The sequence below is a fragment of the Halorhodospira sp. 9628 genome, from assembly GCF_022228075.1.
GTDB classification, from domain to species: domain Bacteria; phylum Pseudomonadota; class Gammaproteobacteria; order Nitrococcales; family Halorhodospiraceae; genus Halorhodospira; species Halorhodospira halophila_A.
In genome coordinates this window covers 1-23,894 of record NZ_JAJNRF010000003.1, presented here as the reverse complement: position 1 = coordinate 23,894, position 23,894 = coordinate 1, and the positions used below count along the sequence as shown (strand labels likewise).

The following is a 23,894-nucleotide window of genomic DNA, read 5'->3' as shown; positions in this document are numbered from 1 at the left end:
GTCAGTTGAACTTCTCTGCCCGCTTGATGAGCTTGTCCAGGCCCGGCTCGTTCGGGTCGAACGGGGTGCCCGGGTGGATCGCGAACGAGGCGCACTTCTCCGCCGCGCGGACGATGTCCTTGAACGACGCCCCCTTCGGATCCTTCACAACGACCTGCTTGTTGTCGTCGTACTCAAAAACGCCGGGGGCGATGTCGATGCAGTCATCGCACGCGGTGCACTCGTTGCTCTCCACCCACACCGGATCGTGGGCTGCGGTAGGCGCGGCATCGGCAGCGCCCCCGTCATCGGCCCCCTGACCCTGCGCGCCCGCGGAGGACACCGCCGACTCGGGGGCGGCTAGCGCGCCGGCCAGCTGGCCGGAATCCTCGCCGCTGGCCATGGAGACCAGGGCCGCGCTGATCCGTTGCGCCATCTCCTGACGCGTCCGGGCAGCCACGGCCTGCTCATCGACCTCTTCACGATCCAGTCCGAGCAGACCCTTGAGCTGATGCCAGAAGTCACGTCGCTCCTCGGTCGAGCGGACCAGCTCCTCGGAGACGATGACCCGGACCAGTCGGTTCTGCTTGTCCACGGCCCAGATGTAGGGGAACAGGCCCTCGCGATCCTCTTCGTCGAGCTCCAGCAGCTCCACCAGCGGGATCATGTCGTCGTTCCACTTCTCCGGCGGCACCTGCTTGAAGTGCTTGCGGAAGCGACCCTCGGTCAGCGCGAAGTCGGCAAAGGTCATGGGTAGTTCCATGCTCTGCTCCGCGCCCTCCTCGTCGAGGTAGTTGAGGGTGTACGTCGGCCAGTCCTGCTCGACCTCAGGGTTACCCTCGAGATCACTGCACTCGCGGAACGTGGTGCCGCGATCCGGGTTGTAGCGGAACAGCGGGTAGGCCCGGCCGTCCACTGCCATACGCGACTGCATGAAGGCCACATCGTCCCCCACTCCGTGCTCCGGCGGGCAGACGGCGTAGACGTTGAACACCGCTGGACGCCGGGTGTTGAGACCCTCGATGAAGCTCTCCAGCAGGTGCGTGACGTTGGCGATGGTCCCCTGCGCGACATAACTGGTGCGGTGGGCCATGCCGATGAGGCTGATCTCCTTGCGGATCTCGTTCTTGCCCTTCCAGGCCTTGCCGTAGGGCGCCATGTCCGAGACCTGGCTGATGAACCCAGAGGTGCAGGCCTGGCCACCGGTGTTGGAGTAGACCTGGGTATCGAGCACCAGCACCTTCACCGGCTTCCCGGACATCATGGCCCGCGACAGGTTTTGGAAGCCGATGTCGTACATGGCGCCGTCGCCGCCCAGGCTGACCACCGGCGGGCACAGGGCGTACTCCTCGTCGGTGAAGTTCTCCCAGTTGAACTGGGCGAAGAACGCGTCGTGCTCGGCCGGATCGTACTTGCCGGCGAGTTCGAGTTCGGCCATGCGGATGGCCTTGAAGCCATCGGCCATCTTCGACATGTGCCCCTCGAAGATGCCCACTGCCATCGACGGGCTGTCCTGGAACAGGTGGCTGGTCCACGGGAACGGATAGGGGTTGTAGGGATACGTGCTCCCCCAGACCGAGGTGCAGCCTGTGGCGTTGATCACGCCCATGTGGGTACGGCCGCGGCCGGTCGGCCCCTCGGTGTAGCGCCAGCGCAGATCCTTGAGCCGGGCCAGCACGTCGGTAGCCCACTTCAGCCAGTCGGGATCCACAGTCTGGCTGCCCCGCCCCTCATCCAGCGTGCCGGACAAGCGCGAGAGCGTCAGGTCACGGTCCGAGTGTGCCTGGATGGCCTCGTGGACCGCGTGGACGTCGGAGATATCCATGCCTTCGGCCAGCTTGAGGCGGATGTGCTGCTCCAGCCGGGCGATCAGGTCGTCAATCTTCTTGACGTGCTCCTTGACCCGGGGCTGCATCAGCGCCGAGACCGTGGAGGTAAACAGGTGCACCGCGGTCTTCTCGCCGCAGCCCAGGCATGCGCCGTCGCCGGCGTTCAACGACTCGTAGTTGGTCTTATCGAGCAGCAGCGTCTCCAGGGCGCCGATGCCCTCATCCAGGTCGTCGATGCGGATGTAATCCTTGCTGGTGCTCGGCAGATCAAGCCAGAAGTCCCAATTGCGCCGCATTCGGTCGACGTCGTCCTGGGTCTGTGTCACCGCCTCGAGGGCACCCTCGTCACAGATGCGGACGCACTCCATGCACCCCTTGCAGGTATACGGATTGACCGCCAGGGAGAACAGACCGCCACTGCCGGGGCTGCGCTTCTCCTGCGCGGAGAAGAACGGCTTGGTGACGGCGAACTGGAAGTCGCCGATCTGCTCGCGCAGCGATGCCAGCTCCCGCTCCAGACGCTCCTTATCGCCGCCATCGAGCGTGCTATCGGCCAGCAGGCGCTGGATGGAGTCGTCGAGTTCAGCGTGGAAGTCGGCCTCCTCGCCGGCCTCGAGCAGCGCACTGCGCAGCCGCTTCTCAAGATCGCGCACGGCGCGCCGCAGATGGCGTGTCGGCTGGGTCTTCTCGATACGACGCACGCCGGTGTCGAAGATCTCGCCGATGCTGTTGACCAGCCCGGGCAGTGCGGTGTCCGGACAGACCGCGTAGCAGTCCCCGCAGGCCGTGCACTTGGCCGGATCCCAGGCGGGGTACTCGAAGCGTACCTGGGTCATGTCCCGGTAGATCGCCGTGGACGCCGGGATCAGCGACTGCGCCATGAAGGGATCGGCCAGGTTGTCACTGCCCTGCCCGGCGACATAGAAGCTGCCGGTCTGCTCCCAGAAACGGTGGATATCCGAACGCGCATCCTCGGACTTGGGCAGACGCTTGAGCATCACCGGCATCTCCGGCATGGCCCGCTGCTCGCCCGAAGCCGGCGCCACGGCACCGCTGAGGGTCTTGTCGGTGATCTCCACCAGTTCATCGAAGCCGCGGCGGACCACCCGCAGGTTGTCCTCCACCACGCGGCGCCCCTTGCTGCCGAACTTCTGCTCGAGCTGCTCCTCGATAGCGCGGAAAAGTGAGTCACGTGTCAGGCCGCGGCGCTGCATAAGCGGCGACGACGCGAAAAACGCGCCCTGGAAGGCAATGCCCTGCATGCGGAACTGCAGATCGGCATCCGAGGCCTCGTCCCGGGCAATCTTGAACGCATCGAGATAGTAGACGTGGATATCGTTCTCGACGATGTAGCGCTGGGCCTCCGCCGGGAAGCTCTCCCAGACGGCTGCCGGCGAGTCCAGGTTCGACTGGATGACGAACGTCCCGCCCTTGGCCAGGCCGGCCAGCGGGTTGGAGTGATCGAAGACGTTCGGATCCGGCGACAGGACAACCTCGACCTCCTTGAGCTCGCTGCTGACCCGGATTGGCTCCGGCGCAGCAGCCAGGTAATAGGTGGTCGGCTGCCCCTTCTTCTCGGAGCCGTACTTCGGGTTCGCCTTGATGTGGAAGTCGAGCAGGTCGAAGAGCGTCATGGCCAGGTTCTTGCCGGTGGTCATGGCGCCCCAACCGCCAACCGAGTGCAGCCGCGCGGTGATCGCCTCATCGGGCATCAGGCTCGGGTTCTCGGAACCGCGCAGTGCCATCTTCTCGATACCCGGGTAGGCCTCCTGCACCTTCTGCTGATGCACCTCCTGGGTGGGCGTCGCCGGGTTGGGCCGGATGAAGTCCACCGACAGGTAAAAGAACGTCTGCTGCGGCCCGTCGCCGAGCATGTTCTCCACGGCGGCGATCAGCCCCTCGGGCTGCAGGTCGCGCGAGCCCAAGCCGTAGGCACCGGAATAGATCCGCGGCATGTCCCCGCCGCCGAAGGACGGATAATCCGGGTACGGTTTGCCTTCCCCGGCGATGCGGTTCTCCAGGCACTTGGTCAGTGCCGCCCGGGTTTCGCGGGCCAGGGGCAGATCCTCGGCCAACGGCTGATCCGTGCGCTCGAGCACGGCGACGCCCTTGCGCCCCTTGAGCAGCTGGGCCAGGTCGGCGCCAGGGAAGGGACGGAACATGGTCAGATTGACCACGCCCACCGGGATGCCGCGCGTATCCCGCAGGTAATCGGCCACCGCCTCGGCAGTGGCCACCATGCTGCCCTGACCGACAATGACGTACTCGGCGTCGTCCATCCGGTAACCGGAGACCCGGTTGTAGCGCCGGCCGGTCAGCTGGGAGAACTCCTCCATGCAGGCGTCGGCGATCTCGGGCAGGTGGGCGTAGAAGTACGGCCGCTGGGCAGCCACCTGCTGCATGTAGGCGTCCTGGTTCTGCACCGAACCGGAGAGCATCGGGTTGTCGACATCCCAAATGGCGGGGATACGGCGGCGCTGCTCGCCATAGAGCATCCGCTGCGCCGGGGTCGGACAGTCGATGATATCGTCGGCACTGCCCAGGTACTCCTGGATCAGCTCCCGCTCGGGGATGCGCAGCGACTCGATCAGGTGAGTGGTCAGGAAGCCGTCCTGACCGACGATACCCGGGTTGAGCGCCAGCTCGGCGATCTTGTGGGAGATGATGTTCAGGTCCGCCGCCTCCTGGGCGTTCTTGGCGAAGACCTGGAAGAAGCCGGTGTCGTCGACGCAGTGGTAGTCGTCGTGGCCGGCATGGACGTTGAGCGCGCCCTTGGTGATGGCGCGGCAGCCCATGTTGAGGATGTACGGCAGTCGCTTGCCGGCAGCGGCATAGAGCGATTCGTGCATGAACGCCACGCCCTGCGCCGACGAGAAATTAATCGCCCGCAGGCCGGTCATCGACAGCCCGGCGGTCATCGCCGCAGCGGCGTGCTCGGACTCCGGCTCGATGAAGATCAGCGAGCGACCGGAGACATTGATATGACCCTTGGAGACCTCCTCGGCCCACATCTCACCCATGTCCGTGGACGGAGTGATCGGGTAGGCGCCGGCGGCGTCCGAGGATTCGCGCTCGCACTGGATGACGGCACTGTTGCCGTCCATCGCCCCGCGAATCCCCTGATACTTCATCAGGTCCTGCGACGTAGTGCGCTTGAAAAGCATATCGCCTCCCCTAGCTTGCCCGGTCCGTCCGGACCGGTGCTCATTTCGAAATCTGTGTACCTGTAACCGCCAGACGCCACACCGCGGCGCCGGCCCGCGCGCATGCCGGCCGGCCAGCCATGCGGGCTGTAGCGCTGTGCCTCAGACGCGAGGCAGGGGTTCCATGCGCGGTAGAGGTTCTTTGCGGGTGATCTTCCGTGCGCCCGCACCCCGTCGGGGCTCACCGTCTTCCAACCAGACAATGGCGCCCGTTGGACAACGTTCGATCGCCACTGGTGAGGCCAGGTCGTTCTTGCTGTAGTCGATCACCGCCAAGTTATTTTCCATGCGGATCAGACCTTCCGGCGCGTCGGCTGCACAGCGCCCGCAGGCAGTGCAGACGACCTCACAGTGGGATTCGGCCTCGTCCTGCGGATCCTGGTTGCGGCAATTGATCCACAGGCGGTGGCTTTCGGGTTGCAGGCTGAAGAGGTCTTTTGGACAGATTTCGACGCAATCACCGCAGCCGGTGCATTTTTCGGCATCCACGATCGGCAGGCCATACCGGTTGAGCTCAATGGCGTCGAAACCGCACTCGTCCTCGCAGTCACCAAGGCCGAGACAGCCCCAGACACAGCCCTTGCCACCGCCGGCGACCAGCGCCGCCGCTCGACAGGACTTGAGCCCCTCGTAGCGCGCCCGGGTAGCCGCCACGTGGGTGCCGCCAGCGCAGGCCAGTCGGGCGATTAGCCGCTCCTGGTCGCCTACGCTGACACCGAGCAGGTCAGCGATCTGCTGATTCAACTCGGGGGAGTTGACTGTACACCGGGAAGGCTGGGTGTCGCCGTTGATCAGGGCTTCGGCAAACGGGCGACAGCCCGCGACCCCGCAGGCCCCGCAGTTCGCCCGAGGCAGCAGGTCCTCGATCTCGTCGATTCGCGGATCCTCGTAGACGTAGAGCCGCCGATTGGCCACGGCGAGCATCGCGGCCAGGAGGATACCCAGGCTCGCCATCACGCCGCCCGCCAGGGCGATCTGTGTCATTGCCGAAGTCACTCGCTGCGTCCCTTCCCGATGGTGTTAACGGTATTGTGCAGTGAACAATAGCGAGTGGAAATTACCCTCATAGAGGTCGACAGGTCAAATCCCGATGGGTTTTCCGGTGCCCGCGACCACCCGCTCGCGCGCGCGCGCTCCCATCATGTTGATCCCCCACCCCTTGCTCTCTATGCTCTACCGGCCTGAAATCGCAGTCCGGACAACGAGTCAGTCCCCAGGAGCAGTGCATGCCCGATCAATTCCTCACAGGCAATGAAGCCGTCGCCCAAGCCGCACTCGACGGCGCCGTGTCGCTGGGTACCGGCTACCCGGGAACCCCCTCGACCGAGATCCTCGAGCGCCTCGACCACCTCGGAGGGCGTGCCCAGTGGGCTCCCAACGAGAAGGTGGCCCTTGAGGTCGGCCTCGGCGTGGCCTACGGCAACGCCCGGGCCCTGGTGACCATGAAGCACGTCGGCCTCAACGTGGCCGCTGACGCGTTGTTCTCCGCCACCTACACCGGTGTAGCCGAGGGCCTGGTCATCGCCGTCGCCGACGACCCGGGAATGCACTCCAGCCAGAACGAGCAGGACACCCGCCGCTATGCCGAAGCCTCCGGGGCACCGATGCTCGAGCCCGGCGACAGCCAGGAGGCGTACGACTATACGCTCAAGGCCCTGGAACTCTCCGCTCGCTTCCAGTTGCCGGTGATCCTGCGTTTGACCACACGGATCTGCCACTCCAAGGGGCGGGTCCGCACCCGCACCGAACGGGCGCAGGTGCCCGCGCCGCGGTACGAGCGGGACATCCCCGGTCGGGTCATGATCCCTGGCTACGCGCGTCCGGCCCACGTCCGGCTGCGCGAACGCCTGGCCAACCTTGCGCGCTCCGAGGTGTCGGCGGAGCTGCTCGTCGAGGAGGGCGAGGATACGAGCCTGGGGATCATCGCCGACGGCGTGGCTGCAGCCCATGCCCGGGAGGCCGCCCCCGGAGCTCGCCTGCTCAAGCCGGGGCTGACCCACCCGCTACCCATCGAGGCCATGCGCGCCTTCGCCGCCAAGGTGGACCGTTGCGTAGTGATCGAAGAGGGGGATCCGTATCTCTACACCGCCGCTCGGGCAGCGGACATCCCGGTGGAGGGCAAGCCGGAGCGCTTCCGTTTCGGTGAGCTCAACGCCGACCGGGTCCGCCGCATCCTCGCCGGCGACGAGAGCCCGGAGCCCGAACCGGAGGAACCGGGCAAGCCGCCGCGGCTCTGTGCCGACTGCTCCCATAGACAGGTGTTCCAGACCCTGTCCCGGCACGAGTGCATCGTTGCCGGAGACATCGGCTGCTACACCCTCGGCGTCATGCCTCCCTTCGAGGCGATGGACACCTGCGTATGCATGGGCGCGAGCGTCGGCGTCGGGCTCGGCCTGCGCCATGCCCTCCCCGCCGACCAGGCACGACGGGTGGTGAGCGTCATCGGCGACAGCACCTTCGTGCATACCGGCCTCCCCGGGCTGGCCGAGATGGCCTATAACCCGCCGGCCACCGGCCACGTGCTGCTCATACTCGACAACGACACCACAGCCATGACCGGGCTCCAGGAGCACCCGGGCACAGGCCGACAGATCGACCACCACCCGGCCACCAGCAAGCTCAACTACGAGGCCGTCGCCCTGGCGATGGGCATCACCCGGGTGCACACGGTGGATCCGGTCGAGGCTCAGGACGAGTTCGAGCGACTGCTCACCGACGCCTTGGCCAGCGACGAACTCACCCTGATCGTGGCCAGGCGCCCCTGCCCGCTGGCCAGCCGGCGCCTGGCCGCACTTCAGGCCGAGCAGGAGTCGTCGTCATGACTGACGAGCACGGCGTAACCAACATCGTCATTGCCGGACTCGGCGGCCAGGGGATCGTCACGGGCTCGGACATCCTGGCCGAGGCCGCCTTCAGCGCCGGCCACGACGTAAAGAAGAGCGAGATCCACGGCATGAGTCAACGAGGCGGGTCGGTCAGCAGCGACATCCGCTTCGGGCCCCGGGTCCACAGCCCGATGGTGCCGCACGCCGAGGCCGACTTCCTGATCATCTCGGAATCGTCCCAGGTCCTGCCCAACCGCCATCGGCTGGCCCCTCACGGGCGCCTGATCACGCCCGACGCCGTCCCGCAGCTCTTCCAGGACGAGGCATCGCAGCACGCCGCCCGCATGGTCAATGTCGCACTGCTCGGCGTGCTCAGTGCCCACCTCGACATCGACGAGACGCACTGGATCGACGCCATCCGCGGTCAGCTGCCCGATAAGCTCCACGAGATGAACCTGCGCGTATTCCGCCAGGCGCGGGGCATCGAGGCCCTGTTCGGCACTCTAACCAGCCATTCACGCCCCCGACCCACTCTGTGACGAGGGAGACCATGCACGACCGAGCCGCACCGACTCCGGATCAGCCGACCTTCAACCCGCGCAGCGCCCCCGATTACCTCCCGGAGCAGCAGCTGCGCGAGCTCCAGCTCACTCGTCTCCAGGGCATGGTCACGCGGGCCTACGAGCGCGTACCACTGTTCCGCGAGCGTTGCGAGCAGCGGGGGGTGCAACCCTCCGACCTGCGTCAGCTGGCCGACATCCAGCATCTGCCGTTCACCGTCAAGAACGACCTGCGCGATACCTACCCCTTCGGCCTGTTTGCCAGCCCGCGTGAGGAGATCGTCCGCCTGCACGCCTCCAGCGGAACCACTGGCAAGCCGATCGTGGTGGCGTACACCCGGGACGATCTGGACGTCTGGTCCGAGGTCATGAGCCGGACCTTCGCCGCTTGTGGCGTCCATGCCGGCGACATGGTGCAGAACGCCTTCGGTTACGGGCTGTTCACCGGGGGGCTTGGCGCGCACTACGGCGCCGAGGAACTGGGGGCCACGGTCATCCCCATCTCCGGGGGCAACACCGAGCGGCAGATGATGGTGATGCGCGATTTCGGGGTCACCGCGCTGTGCGCCACCCCCAGCTATTTCCTTCATCTGCTGGAACGCGCCCGCGAGGCAGACATCGATTGGCCGAACCTGCCCCTGCGTGTGGGGATCTTCGGCGCCGAGCCGTGGACCGAGGCAATGCGCCAGCGCATCGAGCAGGAGAGCGGTATTCTTGCCTACGACATCTACGGCCTTTCCGAGATCATCGGCCCCGGCGTGGGCAGCGAGTGCTGCGCTCAGGACGGCCTGCACATCTTCGAGGATCACTTCTACCCGGAGATCATCGACCCCGAGTCCGGCACCCCGCTGCCCGACGGCGAGGAAGGCGAGCTGGTGCTCACCACCCTGAGCAAGCAGGCCATGCCGATGATCCGTTACCGGACCCGGGACCTGACCACCATCATCCCCGAGCCGTGCAGCTGCGGCCGGACCATAAGGCGCATCCAGCGCATCGGCCGGCGCAGCGACGATATGTTCATCATCCGCGGTATCAATGTCTTTCCGGCCCAAGTCGAGACCGCGCTGCTGCAGGTTGAAGGGACCCTGCCCCACTACCAGATCACCCTGAGCCGCCAGGGGAGCCTCGACCAGATGGAGGTCGCCGTGGAGGTCACCGAGGCGGTGCTGAGTGATACCGTCGGGGGGATGGAGGCGCTGCAAAGGCAGATCGCCGACGCCCTCGAGCACATCATCGGGCTGCGCGTCGGTGTCCGCCTCGCCGAGCCTCAGAGTCTCCCACGCAGCGAGGGCAAGGCGAAGCGGGTTTTCGATAACCGCGAGGGGTGACCATGAAATTCAAGCAGTTATCACTCTTCCTTGAGAACCAACCTGCACACCTCAAGCAACCGTGCCGAATCCTCGCGGAGGCAGGCATCAACATCCGCACCCTCTCCCTGGCCGACGCGGACCAGTTCGGCATCCTGCGCCTGATCGTCGCCGACTGGGAGCGCGCCAAGCGCGTGCTTGAGGAGGCCGGCTGCGCCGTTCGCGTCGATGAGGTGGTGGGGCTGGAAGTGGCCGATGAGTGCGGCGGTATGGCTTACGTCCTGGAGGTCCTCGAACAGGGCGGCCATAACGTGCTCTACACCTACGCCTTCACCTTTGGCGAACCGGGCCGGGCCGTACTATTCATGCGCTTTGAGGATCCGGACGCCGCGATTGCCACGCTGCAGGCCGGACAGATCCATGTCCTCGATCCGGTGCGCTGGCTCACCCGCGCGGACTGACCCGATCCCCGGGGAACGGCTCAGCCGCCGGTGGCGCTCATGAACCGCACCACCCGCGGCTGGCTGACTCCGGGTGCCGCGAACCCGTGCCGGGCCGGTTTGCGTGCCAGGGCGTCGCGAACCCCCGCGCGCAGACGCTCCCGAACGGTTACGGCATCGTCGCCGGCGCGCAGGATCCCGCGCAGATCGACGGCACCCTCGTCGCCCAGGCAGGGCAAAAGCAGCCCCTCCACGGTCACCCGAACCCGATTGCAGGCCGGGCAGAAACATCCCGAGTGGGGCGAGATGAAGCCGACCCGGGTAGCGCTCCCGGACACCTGCAACTCCCGCGAGGGGCCGGCGGCCGGCCGCGGCTCGGCATCCTCCAGGTCGTAGCGACGCTCGATCAGCGACCGCACCTCGGCCGAGCCCATGAAGGCCTCGCCCCGGACATGACGTTGGGCGTCGCCGAACGGCATCTCTTCGATGAAGCTGATGTCCATCCCCCGCGCCAGCGCAAAATCAACCAGCGATAGGATCTCGTCGTCGTTGCGGCCGCGCATCGCAACGGTGTTTAGGCGGATACGCTTGAAACCAGCCCCCCGTGCCGACTCGATGCCCTCGAGAACTTGGTCCAGCCGTCCGGTCCGGGTCAATTGCCGGAAGCGAGCGGCGTCGAGCGTATCCAGACTGATATTCAGGCGCTGCACGCCGGCCGCCCGCAGCTCCCGCGCGTAGCGCGCCAGCTGCGTGGCATTGGTCGTCATCACCAGTTCCTCGAGCCCGTCGATGGCTCCGAGACGCCGCGCGAGCCCCAGCACCCCCCGCCGCAGCAGGGGCTCCCCTCCAGTGATTCGGACCTTCCGCACGCCCAGACCGACGACGGCCACCGCCACCTGCTCTAGCTCCTCTAGGGAGAGGATCTCGGAGCGCGGGACGAAACGCACCTCTCCACCCATGCAGTAGAGACAGCGCAGATCGCAGCGGTCGGTGACCGACAGGCGCAGATAGTCGATCCGGCGCCCGTGGGCATCGACCAGCGGCTGAGAATCGGACGACATGGCAGCCCTCACTGACCGGCGTCCACCCCCTTAGCGCAATCGGAAAACGGCGTACAGCGATGCCGCACCGAGGACCGTAAACCCGAAGAAGCTAGCAAACGGAAGCGGAACCCCAAACAGCGCGGCCGCTTCGGCACAGTCCGTGTTGCCGGTCACCAGCTCGACGAGGAACTCCCGCCAGGGCAGCATCTGCAGCATGACTTCCGGGCTCATCCCGCAATCGACCACCTCCGGATTCCACATGACATAGAGGTGGCGGCCAGCGGCGGCTAGACCCCCGGCGGTTACCGCAGCCAACGCTCCGCCCAGGCTCCACCGCCACCAGCCCCGGCGCGGCCAGAACACCACGCCGAGCAACGCCACGAGCATGAGGGCGGCCAGAATGCCGCGTTGCGTCCAGCACAGCGAGCACGGCTCCAGCCCCCCCCAATGCTCCGCCCCGGCAACAATCCCCCCTGCCGCCGCTGCCACCACGGCCACCAGCCCCAAAAGGGCTCGGCCCCGCTGTCCACGTGTCTCGCTCATTACCGGTACACCAATTCCTTCACGCATCGGACTGGGTGCAGCGATGATAGCAGCCCTGAGACGGGACCAGCTGCTCATCCCGACCACCTGCCCCGTCCTTGGCCCCCTCGCCGCCTCTACCCGTCGGGGCTACCCCGACACACTATCGATGCAGTTCTATCGATCCATGTAGAATCGCGCCGTAACCTTGCCGTTTCCACGACCGCAACCAAGAGGATCCACCCATGTACAAGGATTGGGCCAGCACCGCCGACGAACTCTCCGCGCTGTTCAAGGAGGTCCGCAAGGGCCAGCCAGATGTTGCCAAGGGGTTCTCGGCCATCGCCCAGGCCGCGACCGCCGACGGGGCGCTCTCGCCCAAGACCAAGGAATTGATCGCGGTCGCGATCAGTGTGGCGACCCGTTGTGACGGTTGTATCGCCTTCCACACTAAGGCCGCGGCCAAGCATGGCGCCACCCGCGACGAGATCCTCGAGATGATCGGTGTCTCGGTCTACATGGGCGGCGGTCCCTCGATGACCTACGGGGCCCAGGCCCTAGAGGCCTTCGACCAGTTCGCCGCGGATCGTTAGTGCGGTAAAAAGTCCACTCCAAAAGGGAGCGCTTGATAAGCATCAAAACCACGCCGTACGGTAGGGAAGACCACTTGCTCCCTACCGTACGGCACACCGGAGTGCAGCCTGGAATCCATGGAACAGCAAATCCCCAAACGTCGCGTGCTCGAGCAGTTCGCGGTCATCGCCAAGGCGGTGGGACACGAATACCGCCTGGAACTGCTCGAGCTAGTTGCGCAGCGGGAACGCAGCGTCGAGGCCCTGACGCAGTTGACCCAGCTGCCCGTGGGCAGCGTCTCGCAACATCTGCAGCAGCTCCGGCGCGCCGGCCTGGTGACCGCCCGCAAAGAGGGTAAGTACGTCTACTACGCGCTCGCCGACGAGGAGGTTTTGACCCTGATGTCGACCCTGCGCCGGGTGGCCGAGCGCAACATAGCCGAAGTCAATCAGCTGATTGCGCAGTACTTCGAGGACCACCAGGACCTGGACACGCTCTCGTCGGCGGAGCTCCTTGAGCGCCTGCAGCGTAACGAAGTCACTTTGATCGACGTCCGCCCGCCCGAGGAGTACGCCTCCGGACACTTGCCGGGCGCCATCAACGTACCCCTGGATGAACTCGAGGCCCGGCTCCAAGACTTGCCCGCCGAGCAACAGGTGGTCGCCTACTGCCGGGGACCGTTCTGCGCCCTGGCTCGCGACGCCGTGCGCCGACTGCGCCGCCAAGGCGTTGACGCAACCCGGCTCAACCAAGGCTTCCCGGAGTGGAAGGCCGAGGGGCTCCCGGTTCAATAAGAGGGTTTACCAGTTCAACCACTTGCGGCACTCGCCCTCGGCGTCGGCCGCCACGGTCTCGGCATCCACCTGCTCCGGGCGCCATTCGCGTACCTGCCCCTGACACTCCAGGTGCAGGACCGGATACTGCGGCCGCGCCGTGTCCCCGTGCAGCGCAGGGAACGCAAAGGACGGCTTGTGATAGAGGCGGCCCTCCACGGTGTAGACGCAGCTTCCCTCCGAGTCGGTTGCGACCATCAATCTGGCCCAGTGCTCGTTGTGCTCGACAAGGGCGGCAAACCCCTCGGCGATCAGGGTGTCGCGGGCCCGCCACAAGCCGGGCAGCACCGCCTCCCGGAAGCTTTGCTCGAGTTGTTGCTCGGCGTCACGGAGCTGTGCTTGCGCCGCCTCGGCATCGGCCATCTGGGGTTCGCCGCTTTTGAGGAGCTTTCTCAGCCAGCGTCTCATTGACGTTTCGTCCTTGTCTGCGGAGTGTCCGAGCTGCCCCGCGGCGGCCATCCACGGCGCCGCCGCCGGCGCTCATCCAGATAGCGGAACAGCCGTTCTAGCTTCGGCTCGGGGATGGGGCTGATCATGTCCGACTGCTGCGCATCGGCACGGAACGCCGCCCACAGCCCCCAGGCCATGAGCAGAAGGATCAGTGACAACGGCAGCGCCGCCGCAATGGTGACTGTTTGCAAGGCCTGCAGCCCGCCGGCGATCAACAGCACCGCGGCCACGGCACCGGTCATGGTGCTCCAGAAGATCTTCTGCAGCAGCGGCGGATTGGGGTTGCCGCCGGAGGCCAGGACATTCATGACCAGCGCCCCCGAGTCTGCCGACGTCACGAAATAGCCCACCACCACGGCGGTAGCCAGTGGAACCGTAATCGCCGCCAGGGGCAGCGCCTCGAGCATGGCGTAGAGCGCCTGCGGCACGCTCTCCTGTACCACTGCCGCGATGCCGGCGCCGGCCTGATCCAGATGCAGTGCACCCGCGCCGAAGGCGGTCAGCCAGACGAAGGTGAACAGCGTCGGTACCAACAACACGCCGAGGATGAACTCCCCCACCGTCCGCCCGCGGGAGACCCGGGCGATGAACATGCCCACGAACGGACACCACGAGATCCACCACCCCCAGTAGAACAGCGTCCAGTCGGCCTGCCAGTCGGGGCTCCGAAAGGCGTCGGTGCGGAAGGTCAGCTCCACGAGGCCGTCCACATAGTGGCCGAGGGATTCAAAAAAGCCGGCCAGGACCAGCCGGGTCGGCCCGGCGATCAGCACGAACAACATCAGCGCCGCACCGAGGAACAGATTGGCGCGTGAGAGAAGACGGATCCCGTTGTTCAATCCGCTGACCACGGAGATGGTCGCCGCCCCCATGATGGCGATGATCAGCCCGATCTGGTGCGTCAGTGACTCCTCCAGCAGCCCGACCCGTGCCAATCCGGAGTTGACCTGCATAACCCCCAACCCCAGGGATGTCGCCACTCCGAGCACGGTCCCCACCACCGCCATGGTGTCGACCAGATCGCCAATGACGCCGTGTATACGCTGTCCGAGCAGCGGGTAGAGCGCCGAGCGAAGAGACAACGGCAAGTCGTGGCGGTAGGAGAAAAACGCCAGCGAGAGCGCGACGATGATGTAGATCGCCCAAGGGTGCAAACCCCAGTGGAAGAAAGTGATCTGCAGCGCCTCGAGGGCCGCATCCGGCGTACCCGGCTCGGCCCGGGGCGGATCGGCGAAGTGCATCAGCGGTTCGGCAACGCTGTAGAACAGCAGGCCGATGCCCATACCCGCCGAGAAGAGCATGGCGAACCACGACAGGTAGCTGTACTCCGGATAGGAGTCGGGCGGCCCCAGACGCAGCCTGCGGAAATCAGGACGCAGCAGCACCACCAAAACAAAACCGAGTAGGAACGCAACGACACCGGTGTAGACCCAGCCCAGCTCGACGGCAATGAACGTCTGCAGCCGGGCGATCCCATCACCCATCGCCTCGGTCCAGACGGCGGCGGCCACCACCAGGGTCACCACCAGGGCTGCTGCCGGCAGAAAGACCCTAGGATACATATACCCACCCAAGGGACGCGGATCGACCACCCCGACGGACGCGCGAGGGGGCGATCATGCTACGTTCGCTCCCAGTCCATGCTCCGGCGCACAGCCTTTTGCCAACCGCTGTAGAGTCGATCACGTTCCTCCTCCGCCATCGACGGTTCGAAGACCCGCTCCAAGGCGACCTGGCGGGCCACGCTCCCCTGATCCCAGACGCCCGCGTTAATACCCGCCAGGTAAGCGGCTCCGAGGGCGGTGGTTTCGGTGATCTCGGGCCGCTCCACCCGCACCCCCAGCACATCGGCCTGGAACTGCATCAGCACGTTGTTGGCCACGGCCCCGCCGTCGACTCGGAGCGCCTTGAGCGGCAGCCCGGAGTCACGCCCCATGGCATCGATCACGTCCCGGGTCTGATAGGCCAGCGCATCCAGGGTCGCGCGGGTGACATGCTCCTTCCGCGTCCCCCGCGTCAGCCCGAAGATCGCGCCCCGGGCGTACATGTCCCAGTACGGGGCACCGAGCCCAGCGAAAGCCGGTACGACGTAGACCCCACCGGCGTCTGGCACCTTGCCGGCGAAGTACTCCGAATCCTCCGCCGAGTCGATCAGCTTCAACTCGTCGCGCAGCCACTGGATGGCGGCGCCGGCGATGAAGATCGCCCCCTCGAGGGCGTACTCCACCCGACCGTCAATGCCCCAGGCGATGGTGGTGAGCAGGCCCGACTCCGAGACCGCGGGTTGCTCACCGGTATGCATCAGCAGGAAACAGCCGGTGCCGTAAGTGTTCTTGGCCATGCCCGGCTCGAAGCAGGCCTGCCCGAACAGTGCCGCCTGCTGATCTCCGGCGATGCCGGCAATGGGGATCTGCGCTCCGCCGAGCATATCCGGGTCCGTGGTCCCGAAATGCCCACAGGAGGGGCGCACCTCCGGCAGCAGCGTCCGCGGGATCGCCAGCGCCTCAAGCAGTTCGTCGTCCCAGGCCAGGCGATGGATGTCGTAGAGCATGGTGCGCGAGGCGTTGCTGTAGTCGGTGACGTGGCATGCCCCGCGGGTCAGATTCCAGACCAGCCAAGTATCCATGGTGCCGAACAGCAGCTCACCCTGCTCGGCTCGTTCGCGTGCTCCCGCGACATTGTCGAGCAACCAGCGGATCTTGGTGCCCGAGAAGTAGGCATCGATCACCAGGCCGGTGGTGTCACGCACTTTCCGCTCCAGATCGCGCTCCTTGAGCGACTCGCACAGGGCGGCCGTGCGTCGGTCCTGCCAGACGATCGCATTGTGAATCGGGCGCCCCGTGTGGCGATCCCAGATCACGGTGGTCTCGCGCTGGTTGGTGATCCCGATGGCGTGGAGTTCGGCCGGCTTGACCCCATGCACCTCGAGAACTTCCCGCACCACCCCCATCTGCGCGCCCCAGATCTCCATGGCGTCGTGTTCCACCCAGCCCGGGTGCGGGTAATACTGCGTCAGCTCCTTCTGCGCGACGCCCACGATCTGCGCCCGCTGATCAAAGAGAATCGCACGGCAGCTGGTGGTGCCCTGATCCAGGGCCAGGATGTAGCGCTGCTGCATGGTTCGACTCCTTCGCTGCGTCCCCCGGCCTGCTTTCAGCGCGGGCCGCTGCCCCGATCATCTCTGCCCGGCCGACGATTGCAAAGAGGCTCGCGAGACTTTGCCGCTGCTGTGCGCTTTCTTGCTAGGGTTCACGCTGGTGGCACCAGATTCCCACGCTGCAACCGAGGAGCCAGCCCGATGAGTGGACGGATCCCCGCGGAGCTCGAACACCCCTACGACCTGATCGTCATTGGCGCCGGGATCAATGGCGCCGGCATCGCTCGGGACGCAGCGCTGCGCGGACTCCGGGTACTGGTCCTGGAACAGGACGATATCGGCGGTGCCACCTCCGCCTGGAACAGCCGCCTGGTCCACGGCGGGCTGCGCTACCTCGAACACGGCGAGATCGGGCTGGTCCGGGAGTCTCTGCGCGATCGCGAGATCCTGCTGCGCACCGCCCCCCACCTGGTCACGCCCCTGCCCCTGCTCACCCCTCTCTACGCCGGCCAGCGGCGGGGCCCCGGAATGGTGCGCCTGGGCATGCTCGCCTACGACTTCCTCTCCATGGACAAAAGCCTGCCTTGCCACCGCATATACGACCGCGCCACAGTCCGTGCCGCCGAACCAGGCCTGGCCGAGCAGGGCCTACTCGGCGCCGCGCGCTATTACGACGCCCAAGTCGCTTACCCGGAGCGGCTGACCCTGGAGAATCTCCTCTGCGCCCGTGCCCACGGAGCCACGGTCTATACCCACGCCCGGGCGCGGCGGGTGCAACGGGAAGCGGCCACGGGTCGTGTCACCGGGGTCGAGATCGAGGACCAGCTCACCGGCGAAACCGCCAGGGCGCGAAGCGCATCGGTGATCAATGTCGCCGGCCCGTGGGTCGACCACCTCCTTGAGGCCACCGCACCCGAGTTCCCGCGGCGCATCGGCGGCACCAAGGGCACGCACATCGTCGTCCCCCCCTTCCCCGGTGCTCCGGGCCACGCGCTCTATGCCGAGGCCCGAGAGGATGGGCGCCCCTACTTCACACTGCCCTGGAACGGGCTCTATCTGATCGGTACCACCGATACCCGCTACGATGCAGACCCCGGGACCGCAGCCCCCACCGAGGACGAAATCCGCTACCTCCTCGATGAGACCAACCGGCTCCTGCCGGATGCAGGGCTCGAGCGCAGCCAGGTACTGTACGCCTACAGCGGTGTGCGCCCCCTACCCCACGTCGCCGCCGGAGAAACAGGGGCAATTACCCGGCGCCACCTGATCGTCGACCACGAGGATCAGGCGCCAGGGCTGTGGTCGGTGATTGGCGGCAAACTCACCACGTACCGCCACCTGGCCGAGGAAGCAGTGGAGCGGATCGGCCGGTCCCGCGGCTGGCAGCTGCCCCCGTGCCCGACGCGCCGGCGGCCTCTCCCGGGAGCTGCGACCCCGGACCTGGAGACGTTTCGGCGCCGCCTAGCGGCAGCCCATGGGCTAACCCCGGTGCTGGCCCAACGCCTGGCGGCGCTCTACGGCGTCAAGGCCGAGCAGATCGCTGCACGCATGGGCGCGGACCCTCGACTGCAGGAGGTGTTCAGCCCGCAGACTGGGGCCGTCGCCGCGGAGCTGATCCACGCTTTCGAGACGGAGATGTCCGAGACGCTCACCGACGCCCTGATGCGTCGCACGATGGTCGGTCTGGGACCGGCGGCGGGGCTGGATGCGGTGGATAGCGCGGCGTGTATCGCCGGAGCGCACCTCGGGTGGGACCGTGACCGTGTGGCAGCAGAGGCGGAAGGATTCCGCACCTACATCGGCCGGTTCTGCCCGCAGACGACCGCCTCGGCACCCTAGCGGATCGGCCGGGCCTGCTCGGCGGCGGCCCGCTGCTGGGCCCGGCGAGCCCGGACGCGCAGCACGGTCCAGATGATGGAGACGGCAGCAGCCGGCAGGGCAAGCCAGCGCAGCAGCTCGTAGAGCGGTAGATGGTCCGTCACGCTCCACCCCGGTGCATAGAGGCGCACGGCCACCGATGCACTGAGGATCGTGAAGGTCAGAACCGTGGCGGCGTAGTAAGGCTCGCGCCGGCGCAGCCCGGCCGCGCCGAAGGCGGCAACGTGGGCCAGGAAGATCAGCAGCAGTAGGGTCAGACCGTGGTCGGCCATGGCAGCGCGTCCCTTCTCGCTGAACCGGACGGAACGGTCCCCATCATAGCGGCCTCAGCCGGTCCCGGCCACGGCCGGGAAGGCGGTACAGGGGGATATCAGTCGCCCCCGGTTCCCGGCTCGAAGTCCAGCTCGGCCAGCTCGCCGAGCACCGCACTGGCGATGTTGGTCAGGTGCGCGGCCACACGCTTGTAGTGGCGGGCGAGCAGCGAATACGCCACCGCCTCGTGGAATTCGATCTCGCCCTCGTCCTCGAACAGCTCCTCGATGAGCTGATCGCAGCGGCGCTGGATGTCCCGCGCCTGCTCGCGGCGCTCACGGGCGGCCTCCTGCTGGTCCGGATCCCGGCACGCCGAGGCCAACGTGCGAAAAATCCCGCCTAACTCCCCTTCGATCTCCTCCAGGGGCTGGTGGTACTTCGCAACGTGGAAGCCCCGTGTGTAGAAGCGCCCGATTTCAAAGACGTTCTTGCAGTAGTCGCCGATGCGCTCCGCATCCCTGGAGACACTCAGTAGCGCCAGACAAACGGGGACATCGTAGCCGGGGTTCACCGTCAGGTGGCGGAGGAGCTTGCGGCGGACCGAGCGCTCGCGGGCGTTGATCCGCCGATCCCGCTCATAGATCGCGTCCTCGGCCTTTTCCGCCGGTACCCGACTGTGCAGCACCTCGTTGGCCCGCTCGAACATCCACGCCCCGTCCTGGAGCATGGCTTCCAGCTCCGCAAAGGCACGGTCGACGGCCGTCTCTCGGGCAAAGGCACTGAGGATCTCGCGGAACATCGCCATCTCCGGTGGGAGCGTTTAACGGTGAATGAGCAACACCTCGGTGACTGCCAGCCCGACAAGCGGCAGCACCAAGAATACCAAGAACAGGAACAGGAACGCGTACGGCATGCTGCGCCCGGCCAGGCGGCCGTACCAGCTGGCCATGCGGATCGGTATATAGCGTAACGGATACCAGATCGCCGTGCCCAACAGATTGAACAGCACGTGCACGAAGGCCACGGTCAGCGCCGCCGAGACGGGGTTGGCCGTAGCAGCCAGGACACTGGTCGCGGTGGTCCCGAGATTCGAGCCCATCATGAACGGCAGGACCCGCCGCATGGGCACCACACCGGCGCCGGCCAGGGGAACCATCAGACTCGTGGTAATCGTGCTGGACTGGACCATTACCGTGGAGATCGCCCCGATCCCGTAGGAGCGCGGATCCGTGCGGAAGAAATAGCTACGGAACAGACCGTCCATGTGCCGCAGCAGGGCCCCGCGGAGATTCTTCACCATGAGCACCAGGGCGAAGAACATGAGCACCAGGCCGCCGGCAGCCACCAGCAGGCCCTCCGTGCCCCCGGTCGACGCCAGCGCGCTCCCGCCCGACTCGAACACGGCCACGATCGGCGCGGTCACCACCCCCACCGGGCTGTCCGGTCGCGCCACTTCCGGCAGACCGACCAACTCGGCAAGCCAGGCAGCGGTCTGGGTGATCACGCCCCGGCCACTCTCGGCGAGAGCCGAGGTCACCCACTCCAGCGGGAAGAGCACGGCAACCGTGAGGATGTTGAAGAAGTCGTGGAGCAGCGCCGCAGTGAACGAGCGCCGGAAGGTCCGGCGGATCCGCATATTCGCCAGCGCCACGAGGAGGGCGGTGACCGAGGTGCCGATGTTCGCGCCCATGATGGCGAACACCGCCGTGCCCAGGGTCATCTCGCCGGTCGCCACCAAGGTGACGATCAGCGCCGTCGTGAACGATGAACTCTGCACGATGGCCGTGACCAGCACGGCACCGAGTAGCGCGATGAACGGGTTCTCGCCATATTCGAAGGCGCGGACGAAGAAGTCGCTGGCCTCGCCGAAAGTCCCCAGCCCGCTGCCGATGACGTTCAGCGCGGCCAGGAAGAGGTACAGACAGAGCCCGGCATAGACCCCGCGCAGCCAGGCCGGCACCTCACGATGCCGGACGACTGCCGGGTCCACCCCGGCAGCGGAGGCTGATTTGCCTTGTGCCATCAGCTGGTCGCCCCTGTGTCCAGAACGGTCACCCGGCACGCACCGCGAAGCCCCGCGGCCGGGCGATGCGTAAGCTGCCCACCCGGCCCATGACAGTCAAGTTACAATTTCATTGCAGGCACTCGATGCTCCGATCCTTCGGGATCAGGGCGCTGGTCGCACCCAGGCGGTGATCCCCACCATCCGCTCGATACGCACCCGATCACCCGGGTGCAGCGCCTGCCCATCCGCACCACGGGCCGGGAAGACCTCATCGTCCACCCGCACACCGACTCCCTGACCCCGCGAGACCAGCACACCGAAGCGTCCCGCGTACGCGTCGGCGGGGGCGACCATGCGATGGGCGTAGGCCCCGGCAAAACGCTGCGCAAGGCGGTAACCGGTCGGCAGGAGGATCAGTGTGGTGACCAGATAGATCAGCAGCTGGTGAGAGACGGCCATGTCCGCCTTCACTGACGTCACCACCGCCAGAACGAAGGCGGCCACGGCCAGATCCACCAGGAACAGGTGACCACCGAAGAGAGCCGCTGTCACGAGTAGCAGGATGCCGCCGGCCAGCCAGATCCAGGATGGGTCGAACATGCACACCTCCAGCTCGCGGCCACTTTCAGTCTAATCCACAAAAACTGTGGAAGGCCCTGTGGAAAACCCTGCCCCGCCCCGATCCCGTGCGGACCTGCGGCAGGTGGCGATTTTTTCGCCGGCTAGCCGCACCCACCCCGGGGTACGCTATCCTGAGCGGCCGAAACCGGACGCCGGCTCTATTCCCTGGCTCATCAACGAAGGTCTTTGATGCGACTGATCGGCCCCTTATCCACTGTCGGCCTGCTGCTCGGCACCCTGTTCTTTGCCTTCTCGCTGACCCCGAGCCTGGTCCCCCGCCCCTTCGCCTTCCAGGGCGCCATCTCCGGCCTGTCCCTGACCGCGGGATACGCCATTGGTGCCGGGATGAGCGGGCTGTGGCACTACCTGCAACTCCCCGAGCTGCGCGGGCGCCTCGAGCGCATGGTGCGCTGGCTGGCCGTGGCCGGGTGCACCCTGGTAGCGGTCACCTTTATGTGGCGCGCCGCCGGCTGGCAGGATGCCGTGCGCGCGCAGATGGAGCTGGAGCCGGCAGGCGGCCTGCCACCGATTGGCGCCGCGCTGGTGGCTTTGCTGGTCTTCGCCGCCGCCCTGCTCCTGGCCCGTCTCTTCCGCGGGACGTTTCGCTTCCTCTCCCTGCGCCTGCAACGCTTCATCCCGCCGCGGGTCTCGCACCTGGCTGGGGTGGTGGTCGCCATCGGCCTGTTCTGGGCCGTGATCGACGGCGTACTGTTCACCATGGCCCTGCGCGCTGCCGATAGCTCCTACCAACAGGTCGACGCCCTCATCGAGGCGGATCAGGAGCGTCCGAGTGAATCCGAACGCGCAGGCAGCCCGGACTCGTTCGTCGACTGGAAGGATCTCGGCCGTCAGGGCCGCAGCTTCGTCTCCTCGGGCCCCACGGCGACGGAGCTCGAGTCGTTTATCGATAAGCCGACCCCCACGCCCATCCGCATCTATATCGGCCTGAACGCAGCCGAGACCCCCGAGGAGCGCGCCCAGCTCGCTCTGGAGGAGTTGCATCGCACGGACGCCTTCGACCGGTCCGTGCTGATCCTCGCCACTCCCACCGGCACCGGCTGGATCGATCCGGCGGCCGCTGACCCGGTGGAGTATCTGCACCGTGGCGACATCGCCACGGTCACTGCGCAGTACTCCTATCTGCCCAGCCCGCTGGCGCTGATGGTTGAAGGCAACTACGGGGCCGAGATGGCCCGCGCCCTGTTCGAGGTCGTCTACGGGCACTGGCGCACCCTGCCCGAGGACGAGTGCCCCGCGCTCTATCTCCACGGCCTGAGCCTGGGCGCCCTCAACTCCGACCGAGCCTTCGATGTCTTCGATATCATCCAGGATCCGTTTGATGGTGCCCTGTGGAGCGGCCCCCCGTTCCGCAGCGAGACTTGGCGGACCGTCACCGAGCGCCGCGAAGCCGGTTCGCCGGCCTGGCTGCCCGAGTTCCGGGACGGCGAGGTGATCCGCTTCACGAATCAGGAAACCCGGCTCGATGCCGCCGGCGACGAATGGGGACCATTCCGCCTCGCCTTTTTGCAGTATGCCAGTGACCCGATCACCTTCTTCAGTCCGAGCATCCTCTACCGCGAACCGGACTGGATGGCCGAACCCCGTGGTCCGGATGTCTCCTCCGAGCTGCGCTGGTACCCCGTGGTGACCATGCTGCAGCTGGCCGCGGACATGGCTGCCGGCGGCGCCCCGCCCGGCTACGGGCACACCTATGCCGTAGAGGACTACATCGATGCCTGGGTGACGCTCACCGAGCCAGACGGCTGGAGCGCAGATGAACTGGAGCGGCTGACCCGCCACCTGGGACGCTGAACGCCGGGCTCGGGGAACCCGCCGGCCGCGATCCGGTCCACTCGGCAAACACCAGTGGATCGCGTTTCAATGAACACCGCCGAATGCTGGAGAGGTCATCTATGCTCAAGCGCATCCTGATCCCCCTCGCCATCGCCCTGCCGGTTCTGGCTCTGCTCTACGTCGGCCTGGGCATGGACTCCGAGGAACTGCCTTCACCCCTGGTCGGCGAGCAGGCGCCCCCGTTCGAATTGGAGGATCTCCACGACAGCGACGAGACGATCACCCATGAGGATTTCGTCGGCGACGTGGCTGTCGTCCACGTGTGGGGATCCACCTGCCCGGTCTGCCACGAGGACTTCCCCCACCTTGAGCGCCTCTCGGAGCACGGGGTCAAGGTCTACGCCTTTAACTACCGCGACGACCGCGCGCAGGCCCTGCAGTATCTCCGGGTGCGCGGTGATCCCTACGATCGCATCGCCCACGACCCCGAGGGCGAGGCGGGTATGGAGTGGGGCGTCTACGCCACCCCGGAGACCTACGTACTGGATGAGGACGGCACCATCACCTACAAGGAGATCGGGCCGCTCGATGAGGAGGTGGTGGAAGAAGAGATCCTCTCGCTGGTTGATTGAACCGCAGCGCTGGGGCCCCGCCCCGGGGTGGCCGGGGCCCCCGCCCCCCCC

The 23,894-nt window shown here is 66.5% G+C and carries 20 protein-coding genes; 9 read left to right on the top strand and 11 right to left on the bottom strand.

All coding sequences use genetic code 11. The features are described from left to right. Position 1: 1 nt before the first annotated feature. Together LRG10_RS04475 and LRG10_RS04470 are read right to left on the bottom strand one after the other, a co-directional pair. Entirely contained in the window at positions 2–4,972 is a 4,971-nt protein-coding gene (locus LRG10_RS04475; RefSeq protein ID WP_201167377.1) for a 2-oxoacid:acceptor oxidoreductase family protein, read from the bottom strand. Positions 4,973–5,113: 141 nt separating this feature from the next. Continuing rightward, positions 5,114–5,995, bottom strand: a complete 882-nt coding sequence (locus LRG10_RS04470; RefSeq protein WP_201167379.1) for an RnfABCDGE type electron transport complex subunit B — start codon at positions 5,993–5,995, stop codon at positions 5,114–5,116. A gap of 242 nt (positions 5,996–6,237) precedes the next feature. Between LRG10_RS04470 and LRG10_RS04465 the strand changes: the two genes are divergently transcribed. The 4 genes from LRG10_RS04465 to LRG10_RS04450 are packed head-to-tail and all read left to right on the top strand — an operon-like array spanning position 6,238 to position 10,164. After that, entirely contained in the window at positions 6,238–7,833 is a 1,596-nt protein-coding gene (locus LRG10_RS04465) for a thiamine pyrophosphate-dependent enzyme (protein ID WP_201167381.1), read from the top strand. After that, on the top strand, positions 7,830–8,375 hold the full coding sequence (locus LRG10_RS04460) for an indolepyruvate oxidoreductase subunit beta (RefSeq protein WP_201167382.1): 546 nt from the start codon (positions 7,830–7,832) through the stop codon (positions 8,373–8,375). The genes LRG10_RS04465 and LRG10_RS04460 overlap by 4 nt, the downstream gene beginning before the upstream one ends. A gap of 11 nt (positions 8,376–8,386) precedes the next feature. Then, positions 8,387–9,724 carry a phenylacetate--CoA ligase family protein gene (locus tag LRG10_RS04455; protein WP_201167383.1) on the top strand — a complete coding sequence of 446 codons (1,338 nt, stop codon included), beginning with the start codon at positions 8,387–8,389 and terminating at the stop codon, positions 9,722–9,724. Positions 9,725–9,726: 2 nt separating this feature from the next. Beyond that, on the top strand, positions 9,727–10,164 hold the full coding sequence (locus tag LRG10_RS04450; protein ID WP_201167384.1) for an amino acid-binding protein: 438 nt from the start codon (positions 9,727–9,729) through the stop codon (positions 10,162–10,164). A 20-nt stretch (positions 10,165–10,184) separates the two neighbouring features. Here the strand turns inward: LRG10_RS04450 and moaA are convergent, their stop codons facing one another. Both moaA and LRG10_RS04440 read right to left on the bottom strand, forming a co-directional pair. Further along, positions 10,185–11,204, bottom strand: a complete 1,020-nt coding sequence (gene moaA / locus LRG10_RS04445; protein WP_238634792.1) for a GTP 3',8-cyclase MoaA — start codon at positions 11,202–11,204, stop codon at positions 10,185–10,187. Between the two features lie 30 nt (positions 11,205–11,234). Continuing rightward, complete coding sequence (locus LRG10_RS04440; RefSeq protein ID WP_238632557.1) at positions 11,235–11,729, bottom strand: disulfide bond formation protein B; 495 nt, start codon at positions 11,727–11,729, stop codon at positions 11,235–11,237. 224 nt (positions 11,730–11,953) lie between these two features. Here LRG10_RS04440 and LRG10_RS04435 point away from each other — a divergent pair, with 224 nt between their 5' ends. Both LRG10_RS04435 and LRG10_RS04430 read left to right on the top strand, forming a co-directional pair. After that, entirely contained in the window at positions 11,954–12,301 is a 348-nt protein-coding gene (locus LRG10_RS04435) for a carboxymuconolactone decarboxylase family protein (RefSeq protein ID WP_201167428.1), read from the top strand. Positions 12,302–12,418: 117 nt separating this feature from the next. Beyond that, the gene (locus LRG10_RS04430) at positions 12,419–13,075 is read left to right on the top strand and encodes a metalloregulator ArsR/SmtB family transcription factor (RefSeq protein ID WP_201167441.1); all 657 of its coding nucleotides are present in this window, start codon (positions 12,419–12,421) and stop codon (positions 13,073–13,075) included. Between the two features lie 6 nt (positions 13,076–13,081). Here LRG10_RS04430 and LRG10_RS04425 read toward each other — a convergent pair whose 3' ends face one another. From LRG10_RS04425 to glpK, 3 genes are read right to left on the bottom strand one after another with little or no spacing between them, the layout of a single operon-like run. Then, the gene (locus tag LRG10_RS04425) at positions 13,082–13,522 is read right to left on the bottom strand and encodes a hypothetical protein (protein WP_201167444.1); all 441 of its coding nucleotides are present in this window, start codon (positions 13,520–13,522) and stop codon (positions 13,082–13,084) included. After that, on the bottom strand, positions 13,519–15,126 hold the full coding sequence (locus LRG10_RS04420) for a BCCT family transporter (RefSeq protein ID WP_207189755.1): 1,608 nt from the start codon (positions 15,124–15,126) through the stop codon (positions 13,519–13,521). The genes LRG10_RS04425 and LRG10_RS04420 overlap by 4 nt, the downstream gene beginning before the upstream one ends. Positions 15,127–15,185: 59 nt before the next feature. Next, on the bottom strand, positions 15,186–16,682 hold the full coding sequence (gene glpK, locus LRG10_RS04415) for a glycerol kinase GlpK (protein ID WP_201167464.1): 1,497 nt from the start codon (positions 16,680–16,682) through the stop codon (positions 15,186–15,188). 180 nt (positions 16,683–16,862) lie between these two features. Here glpK and LRG10_RS04410 point away from each other — a divergent pair, with 180 nt between their 5' ends. After that, complete coding sequence (locus tag LRG10_RS04410) at positions 16,863–18,500, top strand: glycerol-3-phosphate dehydrogenase/oxidase (RefSeq protein ID WP_238634791.1); 1,638 nt, start codon at positions 16,863–16,865, stop codon at positions 18,498–18,500. Here the strand turns inward: LRG10_RS04410 and LRG10_RS04405 are convergent. The 4 genes from LRG10_RS04405 to LRG10_RS04390 all read right to left on the bottom strand — a co-directional run bounded on the left by LRG10_RS04405 (position 18,497) and on the right by LRG10_RS04390 (position 21,396). After that, positions 18,497–18,811: a hypothetical protein gene (locus tag LRG10_RS04405; protein ID WP_201167469.1), complete on the bottom strand. Its 315-nt coding sequence runs from the start codon at positions 18,809–18,811 to the stop codon at positions 18,497–18,499. The genes LRG10_RS04410 and LRG10_RS04405 overlap by 4 nt on opposite strands. A 98-nt stretch (positions 18,812–18,909) precedes the next feature. Then, positions 18,910–19,590, bottom strand: coding sequence for a PhoU domain-containing protein (locus tag LRG10_RS04400; protein ID WP_201167471.1), 681 nt, complete (start codon positions 19,588–19,590; stop codon positions 18,910–18,912). Between the two features lie 21 nt (positions 19,591–19,611). Beyond that, positions 19,612–20,814, bottom strand: coding sequence for a Na/Pi symporter (locus LRG10_RS04395; protein WP_201167474.1), 1,203 nt, complete (start codon positions 20,812–20,814; stop codon positions 19,612–19,614). Positions 20,815–20,958: 144 nt separating this feature from the next. Then, positions 20,959–21,396: an NfeD family protein gene (locus LRG10_RS04390; RefSeq protein ID WP_238634790.1), complete on the bottom strand. Its 438-nt coding sequence runs from the start codon at positions 21,394–21,396 to the stop codon at positions 20,959–20,961. A gap of 210 nt (positions 21,397–21,606) precedes the next feature. Between LRG10_RS04390 and LRG10_RS04385 the strand changes: the two genes are divergently transcribed. After that, entirely contained in the window at positions 21,607–23,229 is a 1,623-nt protein-coding gene (locus LRG10_RS04385) for an alpha/beta-hydrolase family protein (RefSeq protein ID WP_238634789.1), read from the top strand. Between the two features lie 101 nt (positions 23,230–23,330). Then, on the top strand, positions 23,331–23,843 hold the full coding sequence (locus LRG10_RS04380) for a DsbE family thiol:disulfide interchange protein (protein ID WP_238634788.1): 513 nt from the start codon (positions 23,331–23,333) through the stop codon (positions 23,841–23,843). Positions 23,844–23,894: the final 51 nt, after the last annotated feature.

What these genes read in the sequence shown, in the direction of transcription:
- LRG10_RS04475 (WP_201167377.1), bottom strand. Translation starts at nt 4,972, where the DNA reads ATGCTTTTCAAGCGCACTACGTCGCAGGACCTGATGAAGTATCAGGGG.
- LRG10_RS04470 (WP_201167379.1), bottom strand. Translation starts at nt 5,995, where the DNA reads ATGACACAGATCGCCCTGGCGGGCGGCGTGATGGCGAGCCTGGGTATC.
- LRG10_RS04465 (WP_201167381.1), top strand. Translation starts at nt 6,238, where the DNA reads ATGCCCGATCAATTCCTCACAGGCAATGAAGCCGTCGCCCAAGCCGCA.
- LRG10_RS04460 (WP_201167382.1), top strand. Translation starts at nt 7,830, where the DNA reads ATGACTGACGAGCACGGCGTAACCAACATCGTCATTGCCGGACTCGGC.
- LRG10_RS04455 (WP_201167383.1), top strand. Translation starts at nt 8,387, where the DNA reads ATGCACGACCGAGCCGCACCGACTCCGGATCAGCCGACCTTCAACCCG.
- LRG10_RS04450 (WP_201167384.1), top strand. Translation starts at nt 9,727, where the DNA reads ATGAAATTCAAGCAGTTATCACTCTTCCTTGAGAACCAACCTGCACAC.
- moaA (WP_238634792.1), bottom strand. Translation starts at nt 11,204, where the DNA reads ATGTCGTCCGATTCTCAGCCGCTGGTCGATGCCCACGGGCGCCGGATC.
- LRG10_RS04440 (WP_238632557.1), bottom strand. Translation starts at nt 11,729, where the DNA reads ATGAGCGAGACACGTGGACAGCGGGGCCGAGCCCTTTTGGGGCTGGTG.
- LRG10_RS04435 (WP_201167428.1), top strand. Translation starts at nt 11,954, where the DNA reads ATGTACAAGGATTGGGCCAGCACCGCCGACGAACTCTCCGCGCTGTTC.
- LRG10_RS04430 (WP_201167441.1), top strand. Translation starts at nt 12,419, where the DNA reads ATGGAACAGCAAATCCCCAAACGTCGCGTGCTCGAGCAGTTCGCGGTC.
- LRG10_RS04425 (WP_201167444.1), bottom strand. Translation starts at nt 13,522, where the DNA reads ATGAGACGCTGGCTGAGAAAGCTCCTCAAAAGCGGCGAACCCCAGATG.
- LRG10_RS04420 (WP_207189755.1), bottom strand. Translation starts at nt 15,126, where the DNA reads ATGTATCCTAGGGTCTTTCTGCCGGCAGCAGCCCTGGTGGTGACCCTG.
- glpK (WP_201167464.1), bottom strand. Translation starts at nt 16,682, where the DNA reads ATGCAGCAGCGCTACATCCTGGCCCTGGATCAGGGCACCACCAGCTGC.
- LRG10_RS04410 (WP_238634791.1), top strand. Translation starts at nt 16,863, where the DNA reads ATGAGTGGACGGATCCCCGCGGAGCTCGAACACCCCTACGACCTGATC.
- LRG10_RS04405 (WP_201167469.1), bottom strand. Translation starts at nt 18,811, where the DNA reads ATGGCCGACCACGGTCTGACCCTACTGCTGCTGATCTTCCTGGCCCAC.
- LRG10_RS04400 (WP_201167471.1), bottom strand. Translation starts at nt 19,590, where the DNA reads ATGTTCCGCGAGATCCTCAGTGCCTTTGCCCGAGAGACGGCCGTCGAC.
- LRG10_RS04395 (WP_201167474.1), bottom strand. Translation starts at nt 20,814, where the DNA reads ATGGCACAAGGCAAATCAGCCTCCGCTGCCGGGGTGGACCCGGCAGTC.
- LRG10_RS04390 (WP_238634790.1), bottom strand. Translation starts at nt 21,396, where the DNA reads ATGTTCGACCCATCCTGGATCTGGCTGGCCGGCGGCATCCTGCTACTC.
- LRG10_RS04385 (WP_238634789.1), top strand. Translation starts at nt 21,607, where the DNA reads ATGCGACTGATCGGCCCCTTATCCACTGTCGGCCTGCTGCTCGGCACC.
- LRG10_RS04380 (WP_238634788.1), top strand. Translation starts at nt 23,331, where the DNA reads ATGCTCAAGCGCATCCTGATCCCCCTCGCCATCGCCCTGCCGGTTCTG.